General features: G+C 47.2%; 23 protein-coding genes and 1 riboswitch. Of the genes, 3 read left to right on the forward strand and 20 right to left on the reverse strand.

What is annotated here, in order from left to right:
* Positions 1–230: 230 nt before the first annotated feature.
* The 8 genes from ACYVUU_RS05760 to dapD all read right to left on the reverse strand — a co-directional run bounded on the left by ACYVUU_RS05760 (position 231) and on the right by dapD (position 7,147).
* Complete coding sequence (locus tag ACYVUU_RS05760) at positions 231–788, reverse strand: GNAT family N-acetyltransferase (protein ID WP_484500267.1); 558 nt, start codon at positions 786–788, stop codon at positions 231–233.
* Positions 789–1,012: 224 nt separating this feature from the next.
* Positions 1,013–1,549: an SLAP domain-containing protein gene (locus tag ACYVUU_RS05765; protein ID WP_439775079.1), complete on the reverse strand. Its 537-nt coding sequence runs from the start codon at positions 1,547–1,549 to the stop codon at positions 1,013–1,015.
* Between the two features lie 31 nt (positions 1,550–1,580).
* Positions 1,581–2,168: a peptidylprolyl isomerase gene (locus ACYVUU_RS05770; RefSeq protein ID WP_439775078.1), complete on the reverse strand. Its 588-nt coding sequence runs from the start codon at positions 2,166–2,168 to the stop codon at positions 1,581–1,583.
* Positions 2,169–2,266: 98 nt separating this feature from the next.
* Positions 2,267–3,448 carry an aminotransferase class I/II-fold pyridoxal phosphate-dependent enzyme gene (locus tag ACYVUU_RS05775; protein ID WP_484500268.1) on the reverse strand — a complete coding sequence of 394 codons (1,182 nt, stop codon included), beginning with the start codon at positions 3,446–3,448 and terminating at the stop codon, positions 2,267–2,269.
* A 37-nt stretch (positions 3,449–3,485) separates the two neighbouring features.
* Positions 3,486–4,265 carry a 4-hydroxy-tetrahydrodipicolinate reductase gene (dapB, locus tag ACYVUU_RS05780; RefSeq protein WP_484500269.1) on the reverse strand — a complete coding sequence of 260 codons (780 nt, stop codon included), beginning with the start codon at positions 4,263–4,265 and terminating at the stop codon, positions 3,486–3,488.
* A gap of 1 nt (position 4,266) precedes the next feature.
* Positions 4,267–5,196, reverse strand: coding sequence for a 4-hydroxy-tetrahydrodipicolinate synthase (gene dapA, locus ACYVUU_RS05785; protein WP_484500270.1), 930 nt, complete (start codon positions 5,194–5,196; stop codon positions 4,267–4,269).
* 22 nt (positions 5,197–5,218) lie between these two features.
* Positions 5,219–6,373 (reverse strand): N-acetyldiaminopimelate deacetylase, encoded by a 1,155-nt coding sequence (locus ACYVUU_RS05790; RefSeq protein WP_484500271.1) that lies wholly within the window; start codon positions 6,371–6,373, stop codon positions 5,219–5,221.
* 60 nt (positions 6,374–6,433) lie between these two features.
* The gene (dapD, locus tag ACYVUU_RS05795) at positions 6,434–7,147 is read right to left on the reverse strand and encodes a 2,3,4,5-tetrahydropyridine-2,6-dicarboxylate N-acetyltransferase (protein ID WP_484500272.1); all 714 of its coding nucleotides are present in this window, start codon (positions 7,145–7,147) and stop codon (positions 6,434–6,436) included.
* A gap of 120 nt (positions 7,148–7,267) precedes the next feature.
* Positions 7,268–7,444, reverse strand: a riboswitch (Lysine riboswitch).
* A 225-nt stretch (positions 7,445–7,669) separates the two neighbouring features.
* Here dapD and ACYVUU_RS05800 point away from each other — a divergent pair.
* Complete coding sequence (locus ACYVUU_RS05800; protein WP_484500273.1) at positions 7,670–9,043, forward strand: aspartate kinase; 1,374 nt, start codon at positions 7,670–7,672, stop codon at positions 9,041–9,043.
* Position 9,044: 1 nt separating this feature from the next.
* Positions 9,045–10,031: a diaminopimelate epimerase gene (gene dapF, locus ACYVUU_RS05805; RefSeq protein WP_484500274.1), complete on the forward strand. Its 987-nt coding sequence runs from the start codon at positions 9,045–9,047 to the stop codon at positions 10,029–10,031.
* Between the two features lie 64 nt (positions 10,032–10,095).
* Here the strand turns inward: dapF and ACYVUU_RS05810 are convergent, their stop codons facing one another.
* From ACYVUU_RS05810 to ACYVUU_RS05845, 8 genes are all read right to left on the reverse strand, one after another.
* Positions 10,096–11,364 (reverse strand): hypothetical protein, encoded by a 1,269-nt coding sequence (locus tag ACYVUU_RS05810; protein ID WP_484500275.1) that lies wholly within the window; start codon positions 11,362–11,364, stop codon positions 10,096–10,098.
* Positions 11,365–11,372: 8 nt separating this feature from the next.
* On the reverse strand, positions 11,373–13,004 hold the full coding sequence (locus ACYVUU_RS05815) for a VWA domain-containing protein (protein ID WP_484500276.1): 1,632 nt from the start codon (positions 13,002–13,004) through the stop codon (positions 11,373–11,375).
* Positions 12,973–13,917, reverse strand: a complete 945-nt coding sequence (locus ACYVUU_RS05820; RefSeq protein WP_484500277.1) for an AAA family ATPase — start codon at positions 13,915–13,917, stop codon at positions 12,973–12,975. The genes ACYVUU_RS05815 and ACYVUU_RS05820 overlap by 32 nt, the downstream gene beginning before the upstream one ends.
* 270 nt (positions 13,918–14,187) lie before the next feature.
* Positions 14,188–15,519 carry a dihydrolipoyl dehydrogenase family protein gene (locus tag ACYVUU_RS05825; protein ID WP_484499135.1) on the reverse strand — a complete coding sequence of 444 codons (1,332 nt, stop codon included), beginning with the start codon at positions 15,517–15,519 and terminating at the stop codon, positions 14,188–14,190.
* Positions 15,520–15,649: 130 nt separating this feature from the next.
* Complete coding sequence (locus ACYVUU_RS05830) at positions 15,650–16,084, reverse strand: DUF3021 domain-containing protein (protein WP_484500279.1); 435 nt, start codon at positions 16,082–16,084, stop codon at positions 15,650–15,652.
* A 12-nt stretch (positions 16,085–16,096) separates the two neighbouring features.
* Positions 16,097–16,537: a LytTR family DNA-binding domain-containing protein gene (locus tag ACYVUU_RS05835; RefSeq protein ID WP_484500280.1), complete on the reverse strand. Its 441-nt coding sequence runs from the start codon at positions 16,535–16,537 to the stop codon at positions 16,097–16,099.
* A 144-nt stretch (positions 16,538–16,681) separates the two neighbouring features.
* Entirely contained in the window at positions 16,682–17,467 is a 786-nt protein-coding gene (locus tag ACYVUU_RS05840; RefSeq protein ID WP_484500281.1) for an exonuclease domain-containing protein, read from the reverse strand.
* A gap of 169 nt (positions 17,468–17,636) precedes the next feature.
* On the reverse strand, positions 17,637–18,365 hold the full coding sequence (locus ACYVUU_RS05845; protein ID WP_484500282.1) for a hypothetical protein: 729 nt from the start codon (positions 18,363–18,365) through the stop codon (positions 17,637–17,639).
* Positions 18,366–18,458: 93 nt separating this feature from the next.
* On the opposite strand from ACYVUU_RS05845, the gene ACYVUU_RS05850 reads away from it, so the two are divergent.
* Positions 18,459–19,034, forward strand: coding sequence for a hypothetical protein (locus ACYVUU_RS05850; RefSeq protein WP_484499131.1), 576 nt, complete (start codon positions 18,459–18,461; stop codon positions 19,032–19,034).
* A gap of 1 nt (position 19,035) precedes the next feature.
* Here ACYVUU_RS05850 and ACYVUU_RS05855 read toward each other — a convergent pair whose 3' ends face one another.
* From ACYVUU_RS05855 to ACYVUU_RS05870, 4 genes are all read right to left on the reverse strand, one after another.
* The gene (locus tag ACYVUU_RS05855; protein ID WP_484500283.1) at positions 19,036–19,605 is read right to left on the reverse strand and encodes a GNAT family N-acetyltransferase; all 570 of its coding nucleotides are present in this window, start codon (positions 19,603–19,605) and stop codon (positions 19,036–19,038) included.
* Positions 19,606–19,734: 129 nt separating this feature from the next.
* Complete coding sequence (locus ACYVUU_RS05860; protein WP_484499129.1) at positions 19,735–20,469, reverse strand: DNA methyltransferase family protein; 735 nt, start codon at positions 20,467–20,469, stop codon at positions 19,735–19,737.
* Positions 20,469–24,920 carry an Eco57I restriction-modification methylase domain-containing protein gene (locus tag ACYVUU_RS05865; RefSeq protein ID WP_484500284.1) on the reverse strand — a complete coding sequence of 1,484 codons (4,452 nt, stop codon included), beginning with the start codon at positions 24,918–24,920 and terminating at the stop codon, positions 20,469–20,471. The genes ACYVUU_RS05860 and ACYVUU_RS05865 overlap by 1 nt, the downstream gene beginning before the upstream one ends.
* A gap of 128 nt (positions 24,921–25,048) precedes the next feature.
* A complete protein-coding gene (locus tag ACYVUU_RS05870; RefSeq protein ID WP_484500285.1) occupies positions 25,049–25,771 on the reverse strand; it encodes a Fic family protein in 723 nt (240 codons plus the stop codon).
* Between the last annotated feature and the right edge of the window lie 195 nt (positions 25,772–25,966).

The following is a 25,966-nucleotide window of genomic DNA, read 5'->3' on the forward strand; positions in this document are numbered from 1 at the left end:
AGAATCTGCCGAAATCACGGCAGATATTTTTAGCTTGATCAAACAGAACGGAAAAACAGAAATCAAAAACGAGAAATAAAAGAAAAAATGCTCAAAAACTCAGTAAACTTGCTAAAAAGCAAATCCTTGAGCCAAAAGAGCATTTCAAACTTCTGTCATTAAAATTATAGTTTTAAACTAACACACACGTAAAATCAGCACTAAAACTTGGAACTCTAAGCAAGGGCAGATCAGAACTTTTCCTGTAAATCAGGCCATTCTTCAGCAAGCACCGCGTACTCATTGCTGTCATGGTAGCCGTCTCTGAGGATCAGCCGGCCCTTATGGCAGCCTTCAAACCGCATCCCCAGCCGTTTAGCCACATTATTGCTTGGCAGATTGTCTACAGCGCACTGCAGCTGAATTCTATGCAGGCCATATTCCTCAAAGGCGATATCAATAATTGCCCGGGAGCCAGCGTCATGATCCCGCGTGCCTCTAAATTCTTTGCCCAAAAAGTAGCCGATATCTGCCTCAGAATACATCGCATCAATTGAATTTAAGCTGACTTTACCAGCTAATCTGCCATGATACCAAATGTGCAGGTCCAAGGCTTTGCCTTCAGCAAACCTGACTAAACCACGCTTTATAGCGTCAGTCTCAGCTTGCACGTCATGAACGTGATCAACCCAAGGCAAGTAGTAGGACAAATTGTCCCGGTTTCTGTCAATCAAGTCATACAAGGCTTCGCCATCAGTCAGTCTTGGCACGGCTAACTCTAATTCATCGTTGATCTTGTAGCTAAACATAAACTCATCTCCAATCTAAAAGCAATTGTCAAAAAGATTATCTGAATTATATCAGAGCTCAGTATCAAATACTACCGTGCAAAATGACCATCTGCGGTAATCAGCGTCCTCTCGCGCAGATTCTTCTACATAACTTTACATAATATGTATTATTCGAACTATTAGATTAAAACGAAATCGTATCCCCTCCAAACAAAAAAGCACTGCATTTGCAGTGCTCAAGTTTAAGATGTTTGCGGTTCAGTTGTTTGGTTCTGCGTAGTTGGATCGCTAGTCACTTCGCCTTTAGGCGTTTCGATATTGCTTGCCTTGACATACAAGCCAACACCAATTGCCCAGTACTTGCTGCCATTGATCTTTTTCTTGCCGCCGTAGACAGTTACCGAGCCATTCTTCAGCAAAACTCCGGAATTTTTCATCCGTTTGCCGCTGCTGGAATAAATGTAGCTGTTGTGGTTCAGCTGGCAATCCAAGCCAATCACGTTCATATATGCCACATACTTGTTCTGGCCGATCATGATATACGGCTTGTCATCGACATAATTGATCAAGCTGTAGCAACCAACGGCCTTGCCGGCCGTGATCTTCTTGTCCTTGGTCCGTTTGCCTTTTTCGTCGTAGACATAAGTGTTGACCATGGCATTCTTGTAAAACGGTTTGTCAGCATCTGAAGCTGCCGTAGTCTTTGCCTTTGGCGCCAAAATAATGGCAAAAGCCAGTACAAATAATAACTTAACGAGCCAAAGCCGTTTTAACTTCACTCTTGTTCACGCAAACCTTTCTTACTTACTCTTAGTCAGCAATCTCAACAGTCGTGATTACCACGTCTTCAAGTGGCTTGTCGTTGCCATCCTTGGCAACCTTGGCAATTTCGTCAACAACATCCATGCCGTCAGTTACATGGCCAAAAACAGTGTGTCTGTGGTCAAGCCATGGCGTGCCACCTTGCTTGTAAGCCTTGACAACTTCTTCTGGGTATTGAGCATCGCGCAATTGTTGAATGAAGCGCTTCGGCATGTTTTTGTTTTGCACGATAAAGAATTGTGAGCCGTTGGTGTTTGGACCAGCGTTGGCCATTGATAAAGCCCCGCGCAGGTTGAAGAGTTCGTTAGAGAATTCGTCTTCAAAGTTGTGGCCCCAGATGCTTTGACCGCCGGCACCAGTACCTTCCGGGTCCCCGCCTTGGATCATGAAGTCGCTGATCACCCGGTGGAAGGTTACGCCGTCGTAGTAGCCCTTTTGTGCCAAGCGGACGAAGTTTTCAACGGTCATTGGTGCTTCTTCTGGGAAAAGCTGGATGACGATGTCGCCGTGGTTGGTCTTGATAGTCGCCTTTGGGCCCTTGACTTGGTCAAGGTTAAGTTGTGGGTATTCAGACATTATTTAAATGCTCCTTGTCATATTGATTCTTTAGATTCTTTCTAAATTATATCATTCGGCACCAAAAAAGACAGCGAAGAGCTGTCTTAGGAAAAATATTAGAGCTGAGTCACATATTCGCCAAGCCGCTTAACTACTTCTGCCAGCTTGTCGTCAGCTGCCGCATAAGAGAAGCGGACATAGCCAGCTGAACCTTCGCCAAATACGCTGCCTGGAATCAGACCCACTCGTGCCTTTCTGGCCACATCTTTGGCAAAGGCAAAGTCATCACTGCCGAATTTCTCCGGAATCTTGGCAAAAATATAAAATGCCCCTTGCGGAACGGCCATTTCAAAACCGAGCTTGGTCAAATTTTCAACCATGAAATCCCGCCGGCGTTGGTAGGCAGCCTTAAATTCCTTTGGATCCGCAAGACCATTTGTCAAAGCTTCAATCGCCGCATCTTGGGCAATGTTGTCCACGCAGGTCACCATGAAGCTGTGTGCCTTTGCGACATTTGGCAATAAACTTGCCGGAGCCGCGATATAGCCAAGCCGGTAGCCAGTCATGGCGTGTGACTTAGACAAGCCGCTGATCAAGATTACCTGCCCAGGCAGTAGGCTTGCCAAGGAGAAGTGTTCTTGGTCGTAAGTCAGTTCACTGTAGATTTCATCACAGATTGCCAGCAAGTGGTGCTTCTTAATCACTTCCGCCAAAGCAGTTAATTCATCTTTTGAATAAGTCCGCCCTGTTGGGTTGCAGGGGTAGTTGAGCATGATTGCCTTAACCCGGTCACCGGCCGCCTTAATTTCTGCTTCCAGCCGTTCTGGCGTTAAATTGAAGCCAGTATCTGAAGTGTCGATCATCACCACTTCCCCGCCTGCCATTTCAATGTTGGTGAAGTAAAGGGAAAAGACTGGTGTTGGCACTAAAACCTTGTCACCGGGATTTAAAAGTCCCAGCAGAGTAGCCGTAATTGCTTCAGTAGCCCCGTCAGTTACGATGATTTCAGTCTCCGGGTCGTAGTCAACCTGTCTGGTTGACAAGAGGTACTTGCTGATGGCTTGGCGCAGGGCCAGCTTCCCCTTTGATGGCCCATAGTGGGAGTCATCTGCTTCAATTCCTCTGATAGCGGCTCTTTTAACATGGTCTGGCACTGCGAAGTCTGGTTCGCCCAAGGTGAGCTTGATGATTCCCGGGATTTGGGAAATTTCTTCGTCAAAAGCCCGGATGGCTGAAGGCGCGATTTTAGCAAGATTTTTGTTGCCTAAATCCCGCAAGTTAGGATCTGTTTCTGGCATGATGATCGTCTTTCTATCTAAAAACAAAAGATACTTTCTACAAAATGTTTTCCAGGCCGACATAAAGCTGGTCTAAGTCAGCTGCCTTTTCCAAGGCAACCTTGACCCCGCTCATGAAGGATGACCGGTCAAAGGAGTCCTGCCGGATGGTCAAGGCTTCCCCCTTGCCGCCAAAAAGAACCTGTTCATGGGCAACGTAGCCGGGCAAACGAACCGCGTGCAGCTTGATGCCTTGGTAATCACCGCCCCTTGCGCCTGGCAGGCTTTCTGTCGTTTCTGGAGCAGTTTGGTGGGGCTCGCGGACTTCCGCAATCAACTTGGCCGTTGCCAGAGCCGTGCCTGATGGAGCATCTTTCTTATCTTCGTGGTGCATTTCAATAATTTCAACGTCTGGGAAGTACTTGGCTGCTTCCTGGGCAAACTTCATCAATAAAACAGCTGACATGCCGAAGTTTGGCGCGATCAAACCGCCTGTCCCCTTTTCCTTGGCTAATTGCTTCAGCTCTGCTTCTTGCTGGTCAGTCAAGCCAGTCGTCCCCACGATTGGCCGGTAGCCATTTTCCAAGGCATAACGTACGTTTTGATAGACAGAGGCTGGAACAGTAAAGTCAACCCAAATGTCGGCGGCAGCTGCCGGAATGTCGTCCAGACTGCTGTAGAGCTTAGCATCCGCTGGCAGGCCATAGTCTGCTGGATCGCTGCTCTTTAAATGGTGGGCCAGGCCAGCCGTAATTTCAAAGTCTGGCAGGCTTTCTACTAATTTAACGACTTGCTGCCCCATTGAGCCGGCAAAACCGGCCAATAAAATTCTTTGCATCTTACTCTCCTTCTAACATTTCACGCGTCAGCTGGCCAGCTAATGCATCCTTTGGCAGCTTCAAAGCTGTTGCCAATTCTTCCTTTTCTTCATTATTCAAGGCTACAAGTGGCAACCGTAAGCCCCCTACCTGGTAGCCTAAGGCTGATAAAGCTGCCTTAACTGGGGACGGGGACGGGAACATGAACAAAGCGTTCATCCGCGGGGTCAGCCAGCGCTGCAGGCTGCCGGCCAAGGCAAAATTGCCCGCGTAAAGTTCATCGTACATCTCCCGCATTCTTGGCGTATACAGGTGGCTGGCAACTGAAATGACCCCGTCAGCGCCCAAAACTCTGGCAGTAAGTGCCTGGGCATCTTCACCAGTAAAGACGGCGAAGTCTACTGGCCGGCCGGACACGATCTCTTCGATTTCTTCCAGACTGGCACACTGCTTGATACCGGCAATATTGGGATGCTGGGCCAGCTGTAAAATAGTTGACACTTCCATTTTAACCCCAGTCCGGCCAGGGATGTTATAGATGACTACTGGAATGTGAACCTGGTCAGCTACTGCTGTAAAGTGGGCAATCATTGACCGCTGGTTTGGCTTGTTGTATGGGGGAACGACGACCAAAGCATAGTCAATGCCTGGAATTTGGGCGACTTCTTCCGTAAAAGCAATGGTTTCAGCCGTATTATTGCTGCCAGTGCCGGCAATAACCGGCACCCGGCCGTTTACAATCTGGCCAAAGCGGGTGTACAGGGCGATCTTTTCGTCGTGGGTCAAAGTAGGCGTCTCCCCGGTTGTCCCCCCGATCACAAAGCCGTTAGAGCCTTGGTTAATCAAATTATTGGTTAATTCAGTCAAGCTGGCAAAGTCGATCTCTCCGTCTTCCGTAAAAGGCGTAATGATTGCTGTCAGTAAGTCCGCGTTTTGTAAGTTTTGGTTCATTGTCTTTGCCTCTAATGTATATTTAGTCTTCCGTCATCCGGTATTCCAAAAAGCCGGTAATTGCCGCGATACCGCGGCTGATTGAACTTTCCTGCGGTTTTAATGTTGCTGAGTGCAGGGGTGAATCGTCTTCAACGCCCAGCCAGAACATAGTTCCCGGGATCTGGGCCAGGAGGTAGCCGAAGTCTTCCCCGGTCATGGCTGGTGCTGTTTCGACATATTCAACTCCGTCAGCCTGCTCCATGTAATTAATGAAGTTTCTCGTCAATTCCGGGTTGTTTTCAACCGGCCAGTAGCCGCCTTGGTTGAGTTCCAGCTTGACTTTGACGCCAAAGCTCAGCTCAATTCCCTGGCAGACTTCAGCCAGTCTTTTATCGATCAGTTCGATCATGCTCTGGGTTAGGCCCCGGATCGTGCCTTCAATTCTGGCTGAATCCGCGATTACGTTTCGGATCTTGCCGGCAGTAACCTTGCCCAAAGTAATAACTCCGCTTTGAATCGGGTCGATATTTCTGGAAATGATAGTCTGAACCTGCATGATCAAGGCAGCTGCCGCGACAACCGCGTCATTTGACAGCTGCGGGAAGGCAGCGTGCCCGCCTTTGCCTTGAATATCGATGTTGACTTCAGTCGTCCCGGCAAACAAGGTGCCATTCCGGCAGCCAATCGCTCCAGCTGGCAGGCTTGGATTGTCGTGCAGGCCGTAGAATTCATCAACATGCCACTTGCCAGTGAAAAGTCCCAGCTGGTAGGCCTTCATGCCGCCGCTCTCGCTCTCTTCAGCCGGCTGGAAGAAGAAAAGGAGGTTGTCAGTTGGCTGATGCTCACTAAAATAGCTAAGGATGCCCAAGGCCACAGTCATGTGGATGTCGTGTCCGCAGGCATGCATTACGCCCGGATGTTTGGAAGCAAATGGCAGGCCGGTTGACTCAGTTACCGGCAGAGCGTCAATATCAGCCCGGTAACCAATGGTCCGTTTGGCCTTTGACCCCTTCACCAGAACCAGGAGAGCGGTTGGCAATTCAGCCGGCTCTTTGATTTCCAGGTAGTCTTGCTTCATCTGCTTGATCACATCCAAGAGATAAGCGTGGGTTTGATATTCTTCTAAGGCCAATTCCGGGATCTGGTGGAGCTGGCGCCGGATTTGAAGCAACTCGGCTTCGGTCAATACTGCCATATAAAAACTTCCTTAATGTGGACTAACTTCTGTTTGCTTGGACTAATCGATTCTTTTTCTTTACAGCTTGCGCAGGTCTTCTTCCAGACCAGTCTTACTTTCAGTCTTGGCATCGACTTCCTTGATTACCTTGGCAGGAACACCGGCAACAACCGTGTGCGGAGCCACGTCCTTGGTTACGACCGCGCCGGCTGCGACAACAGCGCCTTCACCAACGTGAACGCCTTCCAAAACAACCGCGTTGGCACCGATCAAAACGTCATCGTCGACGCGGACTGGCAAGGCTGAAGCTGGTTCAACTACCCCGGCTAAGACCGTACCGGCACCGATGTGGCAATTCTTGCCAACGATGGCCCGGCCGCCTAAAATTGCCCCCATGTCGATCATGGAGCCAGCACCGATTTCCGCGCCGATGTTGATCACGGCCCCCATCATGATAACCGCGTTGTCACCAATCAAGACTTGGTCACGGATGATAGCGCCCGGTTCAATTCGGGCATTGATTTCCTTGAGATCCAGCAAAGGAACAGCGGAATTGCGGGCAGTGTTTTCCACACGGACTGATTCAAAGTCAGCTTCATGTTCTGCCAAAAATGGCTTAAGAACTTGCCAGTCACCGAAGACTACCCCAGCTTGACCGCTGACAAAAGGATCTGTGCCTTCTGGGAAAGTGACCTCGTCCAGACCTGCTCCTCTCAAGTAAACCTTGACTGGGGTCTTCTTTGGTGCTGAGCCAATGTAGTTGATAATGCTTTGTGCGTCTAATTCTGCCATGGTATCTTTCTCTTTCTAAACTATTCTGTTTCTGTTGATGATTACTTCGAAGAGGCAAAGAAAAAGCTCCAGATCGCCTTAACAATCTGGAGCCCGAAAAATTCAAAATTAAATTTCACGTCAAATTGCAAGCGCAACGCAGGTACCTTCCCTGCGACAGTCCATGGCCTCTTAAGCCATAGCCCAGCCAATCCGCCTTGCCAATGCGGACGCTTCGGCAACCTCCCCTTTCTTGCAAGTTCTTCGCCTGGCGGGCTCTCTTGCCTTACTCTTGTCGGTTGCGCCTCTTCAATTTGTAATCAGTTTATAATACTAGCTTCATCTTGTCAACGGCTTTTTTATCTTTTATTTGCATATTTTTTATTCATAGCCTGCCCGATTCCTTGGCATAACAGTGAATAGGTGCGATTCTCCATGAATTATCGGAATCTTTTTTTGCATTTTCCGGAGAAAAATGGTAAAGTCCATTCTGATTAAACTTAAATTCTGATTAAAAGACTGAACATGAAAGAGAGTAGCAAGATGAAAGTAGTTAAGTTTGGTGGCAGTTCCCTGGCTAGCGGCCCTGCTGTAGAAAATGCTTTAAAGATCATCACCGCTGAAGCTGAAAGACAAGTTGTCGTTACGTCTGCCCCAGGCAAACGCTTTGATGATGACATCAAGGTCACCGACCTCTTGATCAAGTATGCCCATGAAATCAACCATGGCAGACACGGACTTGAAGTTGCTGACCGGATCTTCCAGCGCTACGTTGAAATTGGCGAATACTTTAACTTGCCGATGGAAGAGCTCTTGCCCTTGAAAGAAATTCTGCTGGATTTGCCAAAGCAGCCATATCCAAACAAAAACTACTTGCAAGCGGCCTTTAAGGCGCACGGCGAACGGTTAAATGCCAAGTTGATCGCCAAGATTCTGCAAAGCCAGGGAGTAAAGGCCCGCTACGTCGACCCTAAAGAGGCCGGGCTTATCGTCACTGGGAGTCCAAATAACGCCTCTGTCAACCCGGAAAGCTACCAGCTCTTGGATAACTTTGCCTACGATGCCGACGAAAAGCTGATTTTCCCAGGCTTTTACGGCTATACTCTGGCCGGTCACATCGCCACTTTTTCAAGAGGCGGTTCAGACATTACCGGGGCTATTTTGGCCAGAGGCTTCCACGCTGATCTATATGAAAACTTTACTGATGTTGATGCTATTTTCTCAGCCAACCCTAAGGTGGTTGACCAGCCTCAGCCGATTCACACGATGACCTACCGGGAAATGAGAGAACTGTCTTACGCTGGCTTCTCTGTCTTTCACGATGAAGCCTTGATCCCAGCTATTCAAGGGCAGATTCCAATCAACGTCAAGAACACCCAGCACCCGGAAAAGCGCGGGACCATGATCGTGCCGGAAAAAGGCTTCAAGCCGGAAACCATCATTACTGGGATCGCCAGCGGCAAGCACTTTGGTGCTCTTTACCTGCACAAGTACCTGCTCAACAAGGAAATCGGCTTTACCCTCCGTATTCTGCAGATCTTAAGCAAGCACAAGCTTTCCTACGAACACATGCCAACTGGGATTGACGACCTAACGATCATCTTTGACAGAGATGCTCTGAACGACGAATTGATCGACCAAGTCTGCAATGAGATCCAAAATGAAGTCAACCCCGACCACTTGGAATGGATCAGTGATTACGCGATCATCATGCTGGTTGGCGAAGGCATGCGGGACCGGATTGGTGTCATTCGGGACATCGCTATTCCAATTGCCAGAGAAGGAATTTCCTTCCGGATGGTCAACCAAGGGGCTTCCGAAATTTCCATCATGCTCGGTACAGCTGCTAAAGATGCAGACCGGGCAGTAGCCGCGATTTACGACTACTTTTTCAAGCAAGAAGCACAAGGAGAATAAAATGACTAAATTATTGAAAGTCCACGGGTCACAGAATTCCTTCTTCATTCTGGACCAGACCGAACTGGAAAATCCGCTGACTGATAGTGAACTGCGGAAGTTGACCCAGACCCTTACTGACCGGGAAAATGGCCTGCTTGGCGGGGCTGATGGCATCCTGTCAGTTGAAGAATCAAGTCACCCTGGCGTTTTAGGCAAAATGCGGGTAATCAATGCTGACGGCAGTGAAGCTTCAATGTGCGGCAACGGCCTTAGAACTGTTGCCCGCTACCTGCACGAAAAGACCGGAGAAAGCCAGTTTAAGGTGGAAACCATGTACGCTGACCTGGCCGTCCGGCAAGCCGAAGACTTTGCCGCAGGCGTGCCGGCTTTCGGGGTGGAAATCTCCCCTGTCCGCTTTAACAAAGAGGCTTTGCCTTTTGACAATCTGGGCCATGACCGCCTTTTGGACACACTGGTTCCGGAACTGGTTCCAGGCTGGCGTTTTAGCGCTCTGGCCGTGCCTAATCCCCACCTCATCGCTTTTATCAAAGAAGAGGATCTGGACAGCCCGGTCTTAGGAGAGCTTGGTGCCTACTTGAACGGCGAGAATCCTTACTTCTCAGACGGGGTCAACATCAACTACACCGTTATCCGCGGCGACAGCCAGCTTTTTGTCAGAACCTATGAACGGGGCGTTGGCTTTACCAATGCCTGCGGGACTGGGATGTCAGCCAGCTCCTTGGCCTTCGCCTTGACGCACCCGGACCTGGGCCACTTTGAAAAAGAGATCTCTGTCTATAATCCTGGCGGCATGGTCAAGACCATCTTGCACCAAAAGGACCACAGCTACTGGATCGAACTGATCGGCAACGCGACTGAAACCCATACCGTTGAAATCCCAGAAGATCAGCTGCATAGCGGGCAGGTTAAACTGGGTGAGGTAAAGGCCGTTGAAACTGGTGAGCAAGCAGCATACCTGACTTTCGTTGACCAGCTGGCCAAGTAGCATCCCTCAGCGAATTAAATACTAATTACTAAATACTAACTACAAATTTCTCAAGCATCCCCAATCAAGCATTCACTGTTTGACTAGGGATGCTTTTTTCTGCATCCCCCTCTAAAAGCAGGCGCAGATACTTCTTAGTAAACTTGCTGGTCGTCAGCTGCAGGCGAGTTTTCAAGTATTCTCTGGCCAAGTCATGCTGGTCGATAAAGGCCTGGTAACTCTGATCAACGCAAACCAAAGCGGGATGCTGCAGAAGTTCCTGGCTTAATTTGACAACGTTAAAAGCAGAAAGATCACTCTTGTCCGCAGACTCATTGATCTCTTTCAGCAAAGCCAGATCTGATCCCTCAGCTGCTTCAGCATTCAGAAATTCCTCAGTCAGATCAGTCGGCACCAATTCATGGTAATAGACATGATAGTCAGAATAAAAGCGTTCCTCGGCCGCGATCAGTCCGTCTTTTTGCATGGCGTCAATTACCTGCAGAATCGCCTTGTTTGGCAGAAAGCGAAAACGTCTGTCATAGTCACTATGGTTGATGGCATCGTAATCCGGATATGACAGTCCCCGCAGAATCTTCAGACAGTTGTTAGGCGTAATCCGCGTCTCATTTCTCAAAGCAAGCTGGGCAATTGCCCGCGCTAACAGGTCCCCCCGCAGCTTAGAAGCAGCAACCTTTTCTTTGATCTTTTTCTTGTAATTTGCCTCTTTCTTCTTCGAATTGGCTAAAAACTTGTCATACTCCTCTTCCATCGCCTCTGGCTCTTTTAAGGCGAAAGCATGCTCGTGATCCTTTCTCCCTGTCAAAGTCACTTCGAGCTTGGACTGGTTCTTGAAATGCCAATTAAGCGACAGATCGGCATGATTTTCTTTGATATGGTCAAGCAGCTTTTGCCAGGACTGGCAATTCGCCAAACTGGTCTTAAAGTGCTGAAGCTGCTGGCGCTTGTTGCTCGGTAAAAGGAGCTTTTTCCCATCAGCTGTCAGTTCCAGGTAAGCCTGCTTGTCTCCTGGGAACAGGTAGTCACTAGCCAGATCCCAATCTTCTTTAGACAAAGATTTCTTCAGCTTGCCAGGCTCCAGGTAAATGCGCTGGTTGTTTTTATTCTCATGGAAAGTCCGCTCAGCAAGCTCAGCTTTCAGCCACTCCTTAGTCAGTAATTGGTAAGCCAGGCAAACCTTCAAGCTGCTGGGTCGGAGATACTGCTTAGCCAGAGGCTGCGCCAGCACTTTCAAGTAAAAAGGCTGGTCAAAGTAGCTTTCGTAATTTTCAAAGAAATCACTGCTCAGCTGGTCTACTTCTTTTTCAGTTAAGACTTTGCTTTCTTCTTTCATCTTCATCCTCAATTCTGTAATTCACACAAAAATTTGATCAAAGAGGCCGGGTTGGTGACCTCAGCCAATTCATTGACATATGGGGCATAGCTGCCAATGACTGAATCCCCGGTATCCCATTTGCTTTTAGCTTCAGGATTAAGCCAGTAGCATTTCTTCACCCGCTGGCACAAATCCTTGAAGATCTTCTCCTCACTGGGCAAATGGTTGTTTCTGGCATCCCCCATCCAGAGCATGATGGTCCGCTTGTTCAGCTGCCCCTGTTTATCTTTGTATTCTCTTAACGGCTTGCCGTAGTCCGAGTACACACCAATGGTTGGCACCTTCCACAATACTTCTGTAAGTTCGCCATAGGACATCCCCGCCTTTAAGTCACTTGAGAGATCCACCAGGTGGTCAACAAAGGCATAGAGCTCACAGCCTGCCGGGAAAAGCTCTCTTAAGCAGCAGGCGAATAAGAAGAGCGGTTCAGCTGCTTTGATGCAGGAGCCTGACACGTCTAAAAAGATCACCAGCTTGCAAGGACGCTTCTTGGGGTGCTGGTATTGCAGCTTAAGAGGGATACCGCCGCTTTTGCAGGCCAGTTTGATGCTGGCCGCAAGATCAATCCTCCCTTTCCTAGGACTAATCAGTCTTTTAGCAACTTGAGCCTTGAACTTATAAGCGTACAAATTGACATAGTCACTGATCTGTTCACGTTCAAGCTTGGACAAGCTGGCAAAGGGCTTGGCTAACAGGTCAGTATTGTCAACGAAGTTCATCCCCTGGTTTGCTTCTTTGCTCCACTCCCGCTTTCCTGGGGATGCTAACCTGCTCTGCAATTCGTTAATCCTCATCTGCAGGCGGCCAGCTTCTTGCCCGGCATCTTGCCGGCTCTGCTCTAAATCGCCTTGCTTTTTCTCCTGCTTGATTCCTGCTCTTTTCAGCCGTTTGTCCTGGAGGTCGATTCTTTTCAAGATCTTGCCCAGCTCTTCTAAGAGCTGCATGCCGGCCATGGGGTCTGGCAGGTCAGTAAGTTTGCCAGCCGCCTTTTCTAACTCAGCCAGCAGATCTTTCCGCTGGTCAAAAATCTCTCTTTTGCCAGACTGGTCATTGTCTGCCAGAGTCTTAGCCATCTTTGCAAATATCTCCTGCTTAGGACTATCCGCAAACAAGGCTTTAAAGGCTGCAGTATTTTCGGCTTGCAGCTTATCTAAACGCTTAAGCCAGGTCTTTGGAATCTTAAAGCTGCCCGGCAAACCATTCTTCTCTTGAGCAAGCTGCCTGCCTTCTTCTTCCAGACTGGCCTCTTCCTGGTCAAACTTGCGCATGACGCCCTCAAGTTCCTCATGATTTCTGGCTAAGGCCTCTTCTTTATCCCGCAAGCTGTTTTTCAGCTGCAAATAATTCCTTAAATCTTCTTGAAAGTGCTGAGCTTCAGCCGGGCTTTTGACCATTAAGGGCTTCAGCAGCAATTGGTAATTCCACAGGCTGACATCGGGCTGGTCAAAGAAGCTGTCTGCCAGTAATGCCAAAATCTCTTCCGCATAATTCGGCATCAGCTGGTAGCCCAGCTTAACCAGGTAGTCGCCAAAGGCTAGCAGGTCTGGCAAAAAGCTGCTTTTCAGCTCAATCGTTTCCGTTTCCGCTGTCGTCTTCATCGTCACTGCCTCTGCTCCAGATCTCCCCGCCGTGCTTCAAGAGCAAGTTCCTGCCCTTGTCATAATCCCGATTATCCTTAAGCAAGATGCTCAAAGCCGAAAGGGCGGTTTCTTTGCTGATGTCTTCCTGCTGGCTGAGGAATCTCGCGTAGTCAATCGCTTCAGCAAGTGACGGCTGATAGTGCAGATTAGTCATTTTTGAAACTACCAGGGCAATGCCGAAAGCCAGGCTGCGGTCAACATTTGCCTTCAGAGCTAAAATTTTGGCCATCTCAGCCGCCTTCTTCCGCTTTAAGTAAAGATAGTTGCACCTCCGACGCAAGGGGCCAGAGAGCTCACGATAGCCGTTTGAAGTAATGATGACGATGGGCCGCTCATCTGGCTGGCAGGTAACTGTTCCGTATTGCGGGATGGATAAGGAGTAATTCTCTAAAAACTCATAGAGCATGTATTCAGTTGCTTCATCTGCCTTGTCAAGCTCATCGATGCAGAGGACAGTCTGCTTTTTCGACCTAATTGCCTTTAAGACTGGCCGCTCTAAGAGAAAGTCATCCCCGTAGAAATCAAGCTTATTAAGAGCGTACTGCTCAGCTTCCTTGAGATTCATCCATTTGCATTCCTCCATCAAGCGCGGCTTAAGCATCTCAATAACCAGCAGCTGCTTTTGGTAGTCATAGTCAAACAGAATCTTGTCATCGCTCAAACCTTCATACATTTGCAGCCGCTGGTAAGGCAGACTTAAGCCATCTGCCAGTGCCTTAGCCAGACTAGTTTTGCCAGTCCCAGCAGCTCCTTCTAAAAGCAAGGGCCGGCCCCGGCTCACGCTGGCCCACAGGGCGGTCGTGATTTCGTCATTAGCCACATAGCCGGCTTTCTCTAAGCCCTCCCGGATTTGCTGAATTGAATACGCCATCACTTTTATCCTTTCTGTTTTCACATTCATCACTTAACTGCTTTACTTTTAGCAATTCGACCAAATGTTCGAAGCTCAGTTTTGATTAAAGCAGATTTTTACCAAAGGAAAAAGTCGCATGTCATCAGCTAAAAAGCCCGGTCTGACGGTCTTTTTACAGGCAGATCAATCTGTAAAAGCAGCCAAATTTCAATCCGCGGGCAAAGAAAAAAGCAAAGGATAAACCTTTGCTTAAATTCAAAATTTTTCAAATTTTACTTACTGTCACACTTACCGGAAGAGAACGTCCAGTTTGTTGGCCAGAGTCGGGAAGGCGAAGCCCAGATTGTTCATGGCAAATTCTGCCGGATCCTTCTTGCCAATCAGCGGGGCGAAGAGATTGATGTCATCCCCGGCATTGATGCTGATTTCTGAAGCGCCGACCACTTCGCCAGCCTTGTTGAAGATGACTTTTAATTCTGACTCTTCATCGCCTTCACCCATGGAGGCAAAAGTCGACCCCAGCTTCATTCTTTTGACCGTATCGCCAGCTGCCATTTCACTTTCCCGTTTGCCTACCTGGGCGACTTGCGGGTAGGTAAAGGTGCTGGTAGCTACGGCAGGATACTTAACTCCTTCAGTCAGACCATTTTCGACAAAATCATAAATGTGGTAGGAATCAACCCAAGCAACCGGCGTCAGATTCATCTGCCCGTTGTCAGCGACATCCCCAGCGGCAAAAATACTCGGGACATTAGTCTGCAAGTGCTCGTTGACTGCCACGCCCTTGACCGGATCAAACTTGATCCCTAATTTTTCCAGGCCCAAGCCGTCTACGTTAGCCCGCCGGCCAGAAGCGTCGATCACCAGGTCAGCTGCAAACTTTTGTCCGTTTTCTGCCGTCACTTCATAACCAGCAGCATTTTTACCTATTGCCTTAACTGGCGTGTTCAAATGAAGCGCAATGCCGCGCTCTTCCATCATTTGCGTCAATTTTTCAACGTATTCCTGGTCAAAAGGCCGCAGCAAACGGTCAGAGTGCTGCAAGACCGTGACTTCACTCCCAGCTGCCTGCAAGATCGTGGCCAGCTCCAGGGCAACATAGCCGCCCCCAATAACGACTGCCTTTTTCGGCAATTCATTCAAGTCAAAAAATTCATCGTTGGTAATGGCATACTCACTGCCCGGCACTTCCAAGTGGTGAGGAAGAAGCCCCGTCGCGATGACAATATTTTCGCCTTCATATTCCGCCCCAGCCGCCTCAACCGTATGCGGACCAGTGATCACCCCGCTGCCAAAGACAGTGTCTACCTGGTCATTTTCAATGCTGGCCCGCTCTTCTTGACGAAATTCTGCCCAGATCTCTTTCTTGCGCTTGATCAAAGTCTTCCAGTCCAGCTTGGCGGCTTCTTTTACTCCTTTGCCAGTCAGATAATAAGTGTTCAAAACCGGCCGGACGGCGCCTTCCAGAAAAATCTTCGGCTGGCAGCCGGTATTTGGGCAGGTTCCGCCCCACAAGTTGTTTTCAATGACCAGGGCGGTCCGGTCAGTTCTTGCTAACTTGAAGAGCAGGTGATTAGCCGCCGGGCCGCTGCCGATGATGATGTAGTCGTATTTTTTCATTGCATTAGCTCACATTTCTATAGATTGAATCTAAAAGATATACAAACGATACTCCTTATTTTTTACAAGTTCAACTTTCCTGTTTCTACGAAAAAACAAGACTGGAATCACTTCCAACCTTGCTTAATAGCTACTTTTTCAGCTGCTTGATCCGATCGTTCATCTTCTGAGCCAGCTTCTTTTCATGCTGGTAAAAAATTAGCCAGACGATAAAGGCTACGGCGATTTCACCAGCAATAGTCAGGAAAGCTGGCCAAAAGCCAGCTTTAGCCGGGATCCAGCCAGTCCAGAAGCTGACCAGGGTCATGACCAGGCAGCCAGTTCCCATGTGGATCAAGACCTGGTAGGCCGGTGCCAGCTTGTCGTTTTGATAAACGATGCTGGGCAGGCCAAAACCGAGGCCGACTAAGACGATGCCGGCAAGCATCTGCGTGTATTCAGCAACCGTCATGGTCAAGCGGCCTGCGCCATTTGCTAAGAGCAGCAGGCCAACCAGGCAGGACGAGACGGCGGCGATGCCAATTCCGATCAAGGAACTGACCAGAATATTTTTCTTGGCAGACATTTTTATCCCCTCCTAAAGCCCCAAATACTGCTTAAAAGCGGGCAGGTATTTGCGGGAAATGTAATCAGACAGACCATGCTCTAAACGCAGAAACATGGTCCCGTTAAAAGATGCTTCGACGCTTTCCAGGCAAGTCAAGTTGACGACGGCTTGCTTGGAAATCTGCATGAAGTCCTGGCCCAGCTGCTGGTAGACCTCATACAGCCGCTTTCTGGAAAAATACTTGCCTTTTCCGGTGTAGATGACCGTATCCCCGCCTTCGACCCGGACAAGGATGACGTCACTAGGCTTGATGATGACCAGGCGGTCTTCCTGCTGGGCGATTAAAGGAGCAGAGCTGGCGCTGTTTTCCAGGAAAGCAACTACCCGCTCAACCTCTTCAGTCATTTTGTCGGTATAGATCACTGCCAGGGGCAAATCCTGGTCTTTATTCAGCTCAACTTTAACCTTCATGCTGCCCACCTTCTTTCTCTTTGGCTCGTTTGCAATATTATCGTATCGTTTTTTGCCGGTCTTGTCCCAGCTTTTCCGGCAAGATGCAAAAATTGCCCCCTAAGATGCAAATAGAGCCTCCAGGAAAAATCTGGAAGCTCTATTTCATTTCTGTAAAAGTGACATTAAGTCCTCATATCCAATCACTGCCGTACCTTTCTCAGCAGCTTTTTTGCACTTGCCAGTAACATGATCCAGCTCGCCCTTCAGCAAGTAGTCAGTCACGCCGGACACCGAACCGGTCACCTTGCCGCCGTGGCTTTGAATCAAGCTGGTCAGCTCATATCTGGTTGCCTGGCGAAACTGGCCGGTAATCACAAAGCGCTGGCCAGCCAAGCAAGAGTCAACCTGCTTGGTGGTAAAATCGATTATCTCCGTGGCCTTAGCTAAATCGCCATCGCGGAGCTTCTGGTAAACGATATTGTTGGTGATACAGTCGCTGATAGCGATGTGGGAGTTGATCTTAATCCCGTAGTATTCCTTCAGAGTCGACAGTCTGACGTTAGGGATAGAATCTAGAAACAGGCCCCTCTTTTTGTAACTATTAGCCAAAAGCAAGGTATCCAGTTTCGGGTTAGCCAGCGGATATCCGTTGTCAGCCAAAATGTGACAGTCAAAACTAAGTATATTGTGGCCAACCAAAGTATCGTCGCCGATAAAGTCCAGAAAGTCTGGCATAACTTCATCAATTACTGGGGCAGCATCCGTCTGGTAATTGCTGATGCCAGTCAGATGAGAGACATATTCATTGATTTTCTCCATGGGATTAACGTAAGTCGAGAACTTCGCCACGGTCTGGTCATCTCTGACCTTTAAGGCACCGATTTGGATGATCTTTTTCCCGGTTGTTTCCAAGTCAAAAACCGTGTAGTCATGCAGTTTAGGATTCATCTCTCCACTTCTTTCTGAAAAAATCTCCTACAAGACCAGCTTGGCCCTATCTTTTCTCTGAATCAAGGGGATGCAATGCTTAATCTACAAATATTATAACCAGTCCAGCATCCCCCAGGCAAAAATCGCCGCAAAAAAAGCGATCAGCTTACGCCAACCGAAAATTTGCCTAATCTAAGCTTCTTCCTGCTGCCTCAATCCAGTTACCGAATTCAATTGCCAGATGAAGCTTATGTCCTTCGACAATTTTCTTGGGCATCATCGAAGGAAAATTGATCTGCAGCTTCCCCTCCATCCCTCCTGGAATATCTTTAAACTGGTGTAAGGCACCGCCAATTGCTTTGCCGGAATCATTTATGGCTGCCCCGGCGATCCGCCAAGGGTATTCTGGGTCAGCTTTTTTCAAAACGTCATCATTGTTGGCAAAATCAATCACAGCTCTGGAAACAAAAGGTGAGCCGCCATAACGCTCATAAACCAGTTGCTGACCAGAAGGGGACGTGTCAATTAAATAGTGGTCGGGATGTGCGGCTAGCATTGCCTTTTCATCATTGGCCGCGTTTACTGCTTCAAACCACTCCACGAATTCCTTGGCAGAAATGCCTTGAGCTCTCAATTCCAGGCAGCAAGGCTTAGCTGGCCCGTGGCTGGCTAAAAGCAGGATTTTCTCCATCTGCTTTGATCTGGCCACGTCACGCCTGCACAATTCTTCAATTTTCTGATGACCCAGTTCCAGCTTCCGAGATAAAAGCAACCGCCGCATCTCCGCCAAATCGCCCTTTGGACTTATTCCCAAAAACTCTAAAGATTTCCTGGCCCGCTTGGCTTCTTCCCGCAACACAAAAGTCCTATCAAAACCTTGCTCCCCTGCCCGGTATGAAATAACAATTTCTCTCATTTGCCCTGCCTCGCTTTCAATTTTTCTATATCCTAGCACCGGCAAAATTACGATACAATAGTCTCATAACTTATAAGACAGTAGAGGTGGAAAATGTATCACATCAAAAAGGACAAGAGGATGTACAAGTCAGCAGACTTGCTCTACCAGGGGCTGGCAGCATGCTTAAAAAAAGAGGCTCTTGCGGAAATATCAATTGCTGACCTGCAGCGGGCTTCATCCGTCAGCCGGGCAACTTTTTACCGCTTGTTTGATCAGCCAATCGATATCTTGGCCTGGAAGTGCGACCAGATGTACAAAAAAGTCATGACTTCCTATGTTGAAAAGGAAAGCCATGACTCTGAAGAATATGAATTTTTGCACTATTTCTTTGCCTTCTGGCTAAAAGACGACAACGCTGAGATCTTGGAGGTCTTGATCAAGCTAAAGCGGTTTGACATTATCGCCAGCAGTCATTACCAAAACTCAGAGATCCTGCATGACTATTTCAAAGACCAATACCAAAAGCCCCTCCCAAATTACCATTACCACGTCTATATGCGGATTGGTGCCTTTGTGGCTTTATTGATTGCCTGGGTTTCAGACGGTAAAAAAGAGCAGCCGGACGAACTGGTTGACATTATCAAGTCAGACTTAGCTGCTTCTAGCGGCCAGCATGTGTTTATCTAGACTAAAAATTCATCTCTGAAAAAGGGATAATCTTGGGTGCAGGTACAGTATGCTCGCCCAGCATCTTTTCCATCCAGACCATGTCATACCAGCGGTCAAATTTATAGCCGCACTGGTGGAAACGGCCCACAAATTTGTAGCCTAAGTGCTCATGGAAACGAATGCTGTTGTCATCTAAATACGGATCTTCGCCAATCGGAGCAGCGATGCAGGCGTTCAAGTTTAAAAAGCCCTGCTTCATTAAGCAATCTTCCATCGCGTCATATAAGAATCTGCCAATATGCTGGTGACGGACATTAGCATCGATATAGATGGACAATTCCACGCTGTGGTCATAAGCGACCCGCTCCTTAAAGGGACTGGCGTATGCATAACCAAGGATCTGTCCGTCTTTAAGCGCCACAAGATAGGGATACTTTTTTAGCGTCCGTTTGATCCGGTCTTGGAATTCACTAACAGATGGCACTTCATCTTCAAAAGTGATCGCCGTTTTCTCTACATATGGGGCATAGATTTCAAGCAATCTTTCTGCATCCCCAACTTGGGCAGCTCTTAGCTGTAATTCAGGCATAGGCATCTCCGTAAAAAATTCTAAAACGTACTTCTCAATACGTCTATTTTAGCATGAGGCAAAGGCTTAGGAAGAGACAGAAAATGCATCCCTGGCATGAAAGATCATACTTAGGGATGCATTTTTAGCTTATTCTTTGTTTGTATCAACTAACTCTTCTTTGTAGACGTCAACAATTTGAACAGGCTTATATTGGAGATAAGAATCCTTTGATTTTACCTCATGGGTATCTGGATCAAAATCAGTAAACAAGTCGAGCTGTGAATCCTCTGGTACGACTAAGCCATTATCGGTCTGCTCGCCTTCAACAATCGACTCAAAAGTCTGAGTTGTGCGCTTAACCCAAATGCGGCCATCTTGCTTATATGAAGCCCATTCACTGAAAATGATAGGCTGATCTTGAACGTTCTTATAGGTCAGAGTGTTGCCTTGAACCATATTGGCATAGATGATGGTTTTGGCGCTTTTCAAGACCTTACGCTTACCATGCTCTGGCTGCCCCTTTGCCTTGAGTCCCCGAAGGTAGTCGACTACAAAAGTTTGGTACATGTTGTGCCGAAGCATTTTATAGTTATCTTCCATCAACTCAATGCCGTAAAGAGATGAAAGTGCCAGCAAAATTCTATCTTCATAGCTATCAACTGAAGTACTGCCCTCAAGTGCTACCTGCATCTTACGAGTAAGTATTTCGGTTAAAAAAGCTCCCTCACCAGCTGATGGTTCAAGAAAAGTAGCAGTTAGGTCATTTACCTTAGCACTAATTTCCGGTTGATCCAGCATCAGATCAACTATGCGCTTTGGTGTAAAAACTTCACCGACATCCTTGACCCGATCTGCCGATTTGATCAATCGTTCATCAGTCATTAATCCATTGCCTGCACTTTCGTTTCGATAAAGTTGATTTCGTCCTCAGAGAGATTATATTTCTTGTAAAGTTGCTGATCAATCTCTGGGATTGACTTTGTCCAGTCGATATCAGAGCTAGGGGTAAAGTCTTGAAGAGGGACAAGTTTCCATTTTTCTGGGGTATTATCTTGAGTAATTTTTAATATCCCAAGCATAACCCGAGCAAATTTACTCTTAACATATTTTAATGTAGATTCAACCGCAAATTTGTCACCGAATTTACCAATCCCAATGAAAGTATAGGTATACCCGATAAGGGGGGACCCGATAAGGGGGGACCCGATAAGGGGGGTACTCAACACTTCTCCTAATGAGCCAGATCCATTAGATTTCGGTAAAATTACTTTATAGCTATTAATATTGTTGTTAAAGTCCGTATCTATATATTTATTGTTGATATATTTTATGATACGCTTGTTTTTAATTACTCCATAAATACCAAAGTCATCTTTTTCTTTTGAATCATGAAATGCATCTAGCTTAAAGATATTGCTTTGAAGTCTTCTTTCTCTACCGTTACTACTAATTTGCTTCTTTGCTTCAGGATAATCTTCGTAGAGAGCTCGCAAGTTAAGTTTATTTGCTGGATAGATTATCTCTGAAAGGCTACCGCTTACTTCAAGGGTTGGTACTACCTTCTTATAGATAGATTTCAACTCATCGAACGGAATAAATAATTTAATTGGTTCGTACTCAGTTTTTTGATCATATAGGAACACTGAGACTCCCCCCTTTATATCCGTACGCGGAAAAATCTTTGAAGAGTCTTGCTCAAAAGTTATTATCTTAAAATGTCTTGAATTTAGAAGTTTCTTGTTAAAATCTGAAGGAGTATCACCCGCATTAAATAAGTATCTTGCGGGGGTAATATATGATACTAAATCAGATAACTTAAAACCTAATTCCATGAACAAATAATAAATAGATTTTTGGCTAGATCTGCTTCCCTTTGTTTCTTCTTGATACGGCGGATTACCGATCACGACGTCGAATTTCATGTTTCCAAATAGCCTCTCAATCTTTTTAGCTTCAGCATCAACGTCGGCCTTAGCATCCTTAATAATATTTTCGACGTATTCCGCATTAACATCCCAGTCCGAGTTATATCCCCTCAGCGTCCGGATGGCGATTTCCTTTGCCATTGGTGTCTTAGCCACGACAAAGATGTTTTCCCGCAGAATCTTCTGCCAAATGAACTGCTCATCGATCAAACTAAACTTGCCAGCTGTCTGATCATTCATCTTCTGGAATTCCTTCCAGTACAGGGATGCAGCCGCAAACAACGGATAAAGCCCAGTCTTGGCGTTGATCTCTAAAATGCGGGTATTCTCATGATAAACCCGCTCTGTATCTTCAGATGATACCCAATGCATCGCAGATTTACCATCAACATACTGAGTCTCATAATCGTCGTCATAATAAACAAGTCCGCCAATCGTCTTACCCAAATGCATGTTAACCACGCGCCATGGCGTAAGCACAGTTTCCTTGTCAGGATTTCTAAAAGTCCCGAAAATATCCGCGATCTTCTCAACCCGGTCAAGCGGATCAGCCTTATCCAGCTCTTTTACCCGCCGTCTGATGATCTTCCCGGCTTCGACAAAGATCTCCGCATCGTAATACGGAATAAACTGCTTGAACATTTCCTTTGTCACGCCGGCTGGCATAAATTCCTGCCACGACACGTCGTCAACCCGGTTCATAAATTGCTGAATTGACACGTCTTCATCAAAGTCAATGTCCATCCCGTAGATCATCATCGGAATTCTAATCGAAATCCCGCGCAAGATTGAGATCAAAGCCCGCCGCTGGCGCTTAAGAGCATTAACCTTGTCGATTGCTTCTTGCTCCTCTTTTGTCCGCTCTTTCGGCTTTTTCTTCTTGGCCTTTCTTGCAGTCTCTGACTCTTTGTCGGTCAAACCTTGATTGTTGATGTCAATCTTTGTCTCTTGCTTTTCTTTCTTGGTCGTCCCAACAATCGCTTTAAGCTTATTGAACTTGTCAAGAATCTCCTGGCTCTCAATATTCAAGAGTTTGTCAGAGTAAATAGAATTGTCATCAAAACCAGACCTAACAGCTCTTTCCGCGTATGCCTTTTTAAGCTTGGTCAGCAAGGTGTTTACGTTGTAAACCTGCATCTTGTTGCCCTTCTCACCAATAATTGGCAAGAAGTTAAGCAACTTGGTCATCCGCTCTTCCTGTTCACCGCTATTCAGCTTACCAGCACCAGTCGACAAACTGCTTGCTTCGGCCATAACTGTCAAAGCCCGGTCCGGTGCAAAGTCGAAAATGTAGCAATTGGTCTTCTGACCGAAGGTTTCTGACGCATATGGGGTTTGCGCTCTAAAGGCCGCCTGCAGATACTGCATGGCACTGTTGGTGTTTGACAAGAACAAGACACCCGTCCAAGGCTTAATCGTTACCCCTGTGGTCATCTTCCGCACAGTCAAGGTAATCGTCTTAGTCCTTGCTGGATCTGGATCCATCGCTCTGTTAACGCGTTCTACATCGCTTTGACTGGCTTCTTCATCCGCCGTCTTATCTCCGCGAACCACGTTAATTACTTTGTAGCCTTCTTCATGGAAGACCGTGCCAGGTTCATTGAGCAAGTCTTCTAAGGCGTTACATTCCTTAATCCCCGGCAGAATCCATAAAGTATGCCGCAAGTTGTTCCGGAAAGTCCGGTTGGCAAATGGATAGTTGGTTGGACCAGGTGAAGTAATGTTCTTTAAGAACTGGCGGACATTCTTCTCATGCACAAACTTGCCATTCTCATCCGTCCGGAAGAATTCCTTGAAGTTAAATGAGTATCTCCCTAAGCCATCCCCGGTAAAGTTGATGTCTTTAAAGTGATCGCTCATTTCAAAGGTGTACATGGAAACCTTTGGCAGGGTAGCGTATGGGTTGACTTCATTCGGGTGCTCTTCTGACCAGGCCAGCTTAGCTTCCTGCTCCATGGTGTAGTCCCAAGTGAAGATCTGCTCTTCGTCATAGTCTGATAGCAGGTTGAACGGAGTACCAGACAGTTCCAAAAGCTTGGTAGTCCGCTTATTGCTTAACACGGCATCAAGTACGTTCTGTGCTAAGTCAGTCTGCGTCCCTTCATGGGCTTCATCGACAATGACCAAGTCCCAGGCAACTGAGAAAACATCATGGTTCTTGTCACTGACCTTGCCACCGATTTCCGTTGAACCCCGTAGATCCTGAATGGAAGCAAAGTAAACGTATGGCTGGCCTAAGTTTTCCAGCTCCTCAACTGATCTGTGGCCCCGGTTTCTAGAACCGTAGAGATAGCCAGCCTTGGTCATACCGATCTTGTTAAAGTCGTCAAACCAACCCTCGTTAACCACTGGCCGGTGGGTCATAATGAGGACCTTCTTGTACTTAGATTCTTTTACTAAACTTAAAGCAGTGATGGTCTTGCCAAAGCGCATCTTTGCGTTCCAAAGCATACGGTTGTAGTGCTTGTATGCGGCCTTGGTCTTGTCAATCGCATCCCTCTGCTCTGGTCTAAGAGTGATCTTAACTTCAATTGGCTTCTGCTGCTTAGGAGTTTTGTTATCAAGCTCAATGGCACTCTTGCCATCTTTGACCGCCTGAATGGCCTTTTTGGCAGTTTCAAGATCAACCTTATACCACTCATCGCCTTCTAGCCCTTCAGCATGCTTGATCCCTGACCGCTCTAAGACCTCATGAACTGCCTCATCCCCAAACCATCTCTTGGTTACTGGTGAGTAGCCCAATTCAGCCCATTCAACAACGTATGGTACACCACCAGTTCTCATATACTGCTTAATTCGCTTATCAGCCCGGTCACGCAGATAATCGCTGTTAGGTCTTAAATCGTTGTTAAAGTCCTCTTCAATAGATGCCTTACCAACTTTTCTTGCCCCAATATAAGCCGGCCAATTGCCACTTGAATTGTCAGCAGTTTGAATGTAAATCAATCTTCTCTCAGAAGATGTGTAGTTTGTTTCCAGTTCTGGCTCATTAAACTTGCTATGAGTATCAACATGAACGTCATAATACTTGTTAGCAAACTCAGCCAGCAAGAACCAGATATTCTTCAGTTCAGTTAAACCAGTGTCTTTAGTAGCAGTTTCTTCAAGGGCGTGTGCTTGAACGTTCCCGCTTCGCTTAACCTCGTAGAAAACATTGATCGCCCGGTCGGTTACGTAAGCGCCACGCTTGAGTCTGCTCAAGTTATCGTTAAATGTTGACCGCTCATCAACCTGCAAGTATTCTAGATCCATGATATCCCTTGCAAGCTGCTCAGCAATTTTTCTGACGTTGACTACCTCTTCAGAATAAAGTCCTCTGGCATACAGCATTTCAGCCCGCACTGCATTGACATAATATTTCTTGAAGTCAGGCTCATCGCCGTTTAAAAAGTCAAAATTACTCTTCATTTTCCCTTACCTCTAATTAGCTATATACCATTATAAAGTAAGAGTGAAGCTTTTTGTGGGCAACATGAACTAAAAAAGGCTAGCACCAACACAAAGTTAGTCTAGCCTCTGTTAATTTCCTTACTGCTTTACTCCAGCCCCAGCCATTTTCTGTTTCTTTCCTCAATCTCCCGGGTCTTGTCCATAGTCAAACCGCCCGGCATGATCCCAACCGAGGTCTGGTACAAGAAGTCATTCAAGTCATCTTGCTGCCCGGTCTCATAGAATTCAACCAGCTTGTGCCAAAAGTTTTCCCGCTCTTCAACCGGAATCGCCAGCATGGCCGCGTTATTTTGCACAAAAACATGGTTGGCCACCAGCTGGGCAGTCCTCTTGTTGCCATCATTAAACCACTGCTCTCTGGTAATATGACCAAACAGATAAAAGCCTTGCTTAATTGGATGGTCAATCTCTTTTGCCAGCCGCAACACTTCTTCGATCTTCCCAATACCTGGCATCCCCGGCTGATAATCCGTCCCCGTAATCTTCACCGGGTAACTTCTGATTTCACCAGCCCCCTCAAACAAGCTTCCCCCGATAATCCGGTTGTATTCCTTCACCAGATCCAAATCAACTGGCCGGTCAAGGTTGGCCAGCATGAACTCCATAGCCAGCTTCAGATTGTGCACGGTAATGACTTCCTTAACGGTCATCCCTTCACTTGCTTTGCCCTTGCAGATCATCTTGACCTCTGGCAGCCCGATTCCTTCAACCAGTTCCGTATTGGCGATCTTCCAAACTATATCTGGCAAAAGCCTCTTTACTCCGTCAACCGCCAAATCGCGGTCAACCAGTCTGTATTCGTATTCCATAATCTTCTCCGCTCAAGAAAGAAAACGCGGTCCCGGCTCCTGCCAGGTCCGCGCTTATTTTCCGCCCGTTAAACCCCGAAACGATGGTTGTGTTTCAACCAGTCCTTGACCACTTCCTTGCATACGGCATAAATGCCAATCAAGAGAACGGTCGCAATCAACAATGCAAACATTTCCTCTGGATAGATAGAAACG

Source organism: Lactobacillus sp. WILCCON 0058 (assembly GCF_057198005.1).

What these genes read in the sequence shown, in the direction of transcription:
- ACYVUU_RS05845 (WP_484500282.1), bottom strand. Translation starts at nt 18,365, where the DNA reads ATGAGAGAAATTGTTATTTCATACCGGGCAGGGGAGCAAGGTTTTGAT.
- dapF (WP_484500274.1), top strand. Translation starts at nt 9,045, where the DNA reads ATGACTAAATTATTGAAAGTCCACGGGTCACAGAATTCCTTCTTCATT.
- ACYVUU_RS05825 (WP_484499135.1), bottom strand. Translation starts at nt 15,519, where the DNA reads ATGAAAAAATACGACTACATCATCATCGGCAGCGGCCCGGCGGCTAAT.
- ACYVUU_RS05800 (WP_484500273.1), top strand. Translation starts at nt 7,670, where the DNA reads ATGAAAGTAGTTAAGTTTGGTGGCAGTTCCCTGGCTAGCGGCCCTGCT.
- ACYVUU_RS05850 (WP_484499131.1), top strand. Translation starts at nt 18,459, where the DNA reads ATGTATCACATCAAAAAGGACAAGAGGATGTACAAGTCAGCAGACTTG.
- ACYVUU_RS05860 (WP_484499129.1), bottom strand. Translation starts at nt 20,469, where the DNA reads ATGACTGATGAACGATTGATCAAATCGGCAGATCGGGTCAAGGATGTC.
- ACYVUU_RS05790 (WP_484500271.1), bottom strand. Translation starts at nt 6,373, where the DNA reads ATGGCAGTATTGACCGAAGCCGAGTTGCTTCAAATCCGGCGCCAGCTC.
- dapB (WP_484500269.1), bottom strand. Translation starts at nt 4,265, where the DNA reads ATGCAAAGAATTTTATTGGCCGGTTTTGCCGGCTCAATGGGGCAGCAA.
- ACYVUU_RS05835 (WP_484500280.1), bottom strand. Translation starts at nt 16,537, where the DNA reads ATGAAGGTTAAAGTTGAGCTGAATAAAGACCAGGATTTGCCCCTGGCA.
- ACYVUU_RS05820 (WP_484500277.1), bottom strand. Translation starts at nt 13,917, where the DNA reads ATGGCGTATTCAATTCAGCAAATCCGGGAGGGCTTAGAGAAAGCCGGC.
- ACYVUU_RS05830 (WP_484500279.1), bottom strand. Translation starts at nt 16,084, where the DNA reads ATGTCTGCCAAGAAAAATATTCTGGTCAGTTCCTTGATCGGAATTGGC.
- ACYVUU_RS05870 (WP_484500285.1), bottom strand. Translation starts at nt 25,771, where the DNA reads ATGGAATACGAATACAGACTGGTTGACCGCGATTTGGCGGTTGACGGA.
- ACYVUU_RS05775 (WP_484500268.1), bottom strand. Translation starts at nt 3,448, where the DNA reads ATGCCAGAAACAGATCCTAACTTGCGGGATTTAGGCAACAAAAATCTT.
- ACYVUU_RS05840 (WP_484500281.1), bottom strand. Translation starts at nt 17,467, where the DNA reads ATGAATCCTAAACTGCATGACTACACGGTTTTTGACTTGGAAACAACC.
- dapD (WP_484500272.1), bottom strand. Translation starts at nt 7,147, where the DNA reads ATGGCAGAATTAGACGCACAAAGCATTATCAACTACATTGGCTCAGCA.
- ACYVUU_RS05815 (WP_484500276.1), bottom strand. Translation starts at nt 13,004, where the DNA reads ATGAAGACGACAGCGGAAACGGAAACGATTGAGCTGAAAAGCAGCTTT.
- dapA (WP_484500270.1), bottom strand. Translation starts at nt 5,196, where the DNA reads ATGAACCAAAACTTACAAAACGCGGACTTACTGACAGCAATCATTACG.
- ACYVUU_RS05760 (WP_484500267.1), bottom strand. Translation starts at nt 788, where the DNA reads ATGTTTAGCTACAAGATCAACGATGAATTAGAGTTAGCCGTGCCAAGA.
- ACYVUU_RS05810 (WP_484500275.1), bottom strand. Translation starts at nt 11,364, where the DNA reads ATGAAAGAAGAAAGCAAAGTCTTAACTGAAAAAGAAGTAGACCAGCTG.
- ACYVUU_RS05770 (WP_439775078.1), bottom strand. Translation starts at nt 2,168, where the DNA reads ATGTCTGAATACCCACAACTTAACCTTGACCAAGTCAAGGGCCCAAAG.
- ACYVUU_RS05865 (WP_484500284.1), bottom strand. Translation starts at nt 24,920, where the DNA reads ATGAAGAGTAATTTTGACTTTTTAAACGGCGATGAGCCTGACTTCAAG.
- ACYVUU_RS05855 (WP_484500283.1), bottom strand. Translation starts at nt 19,605, where the DNA reads ATGCCTGAATTACAGCTAAGAGCTGCCCAAGTTGGGGATGCAGAAAGA.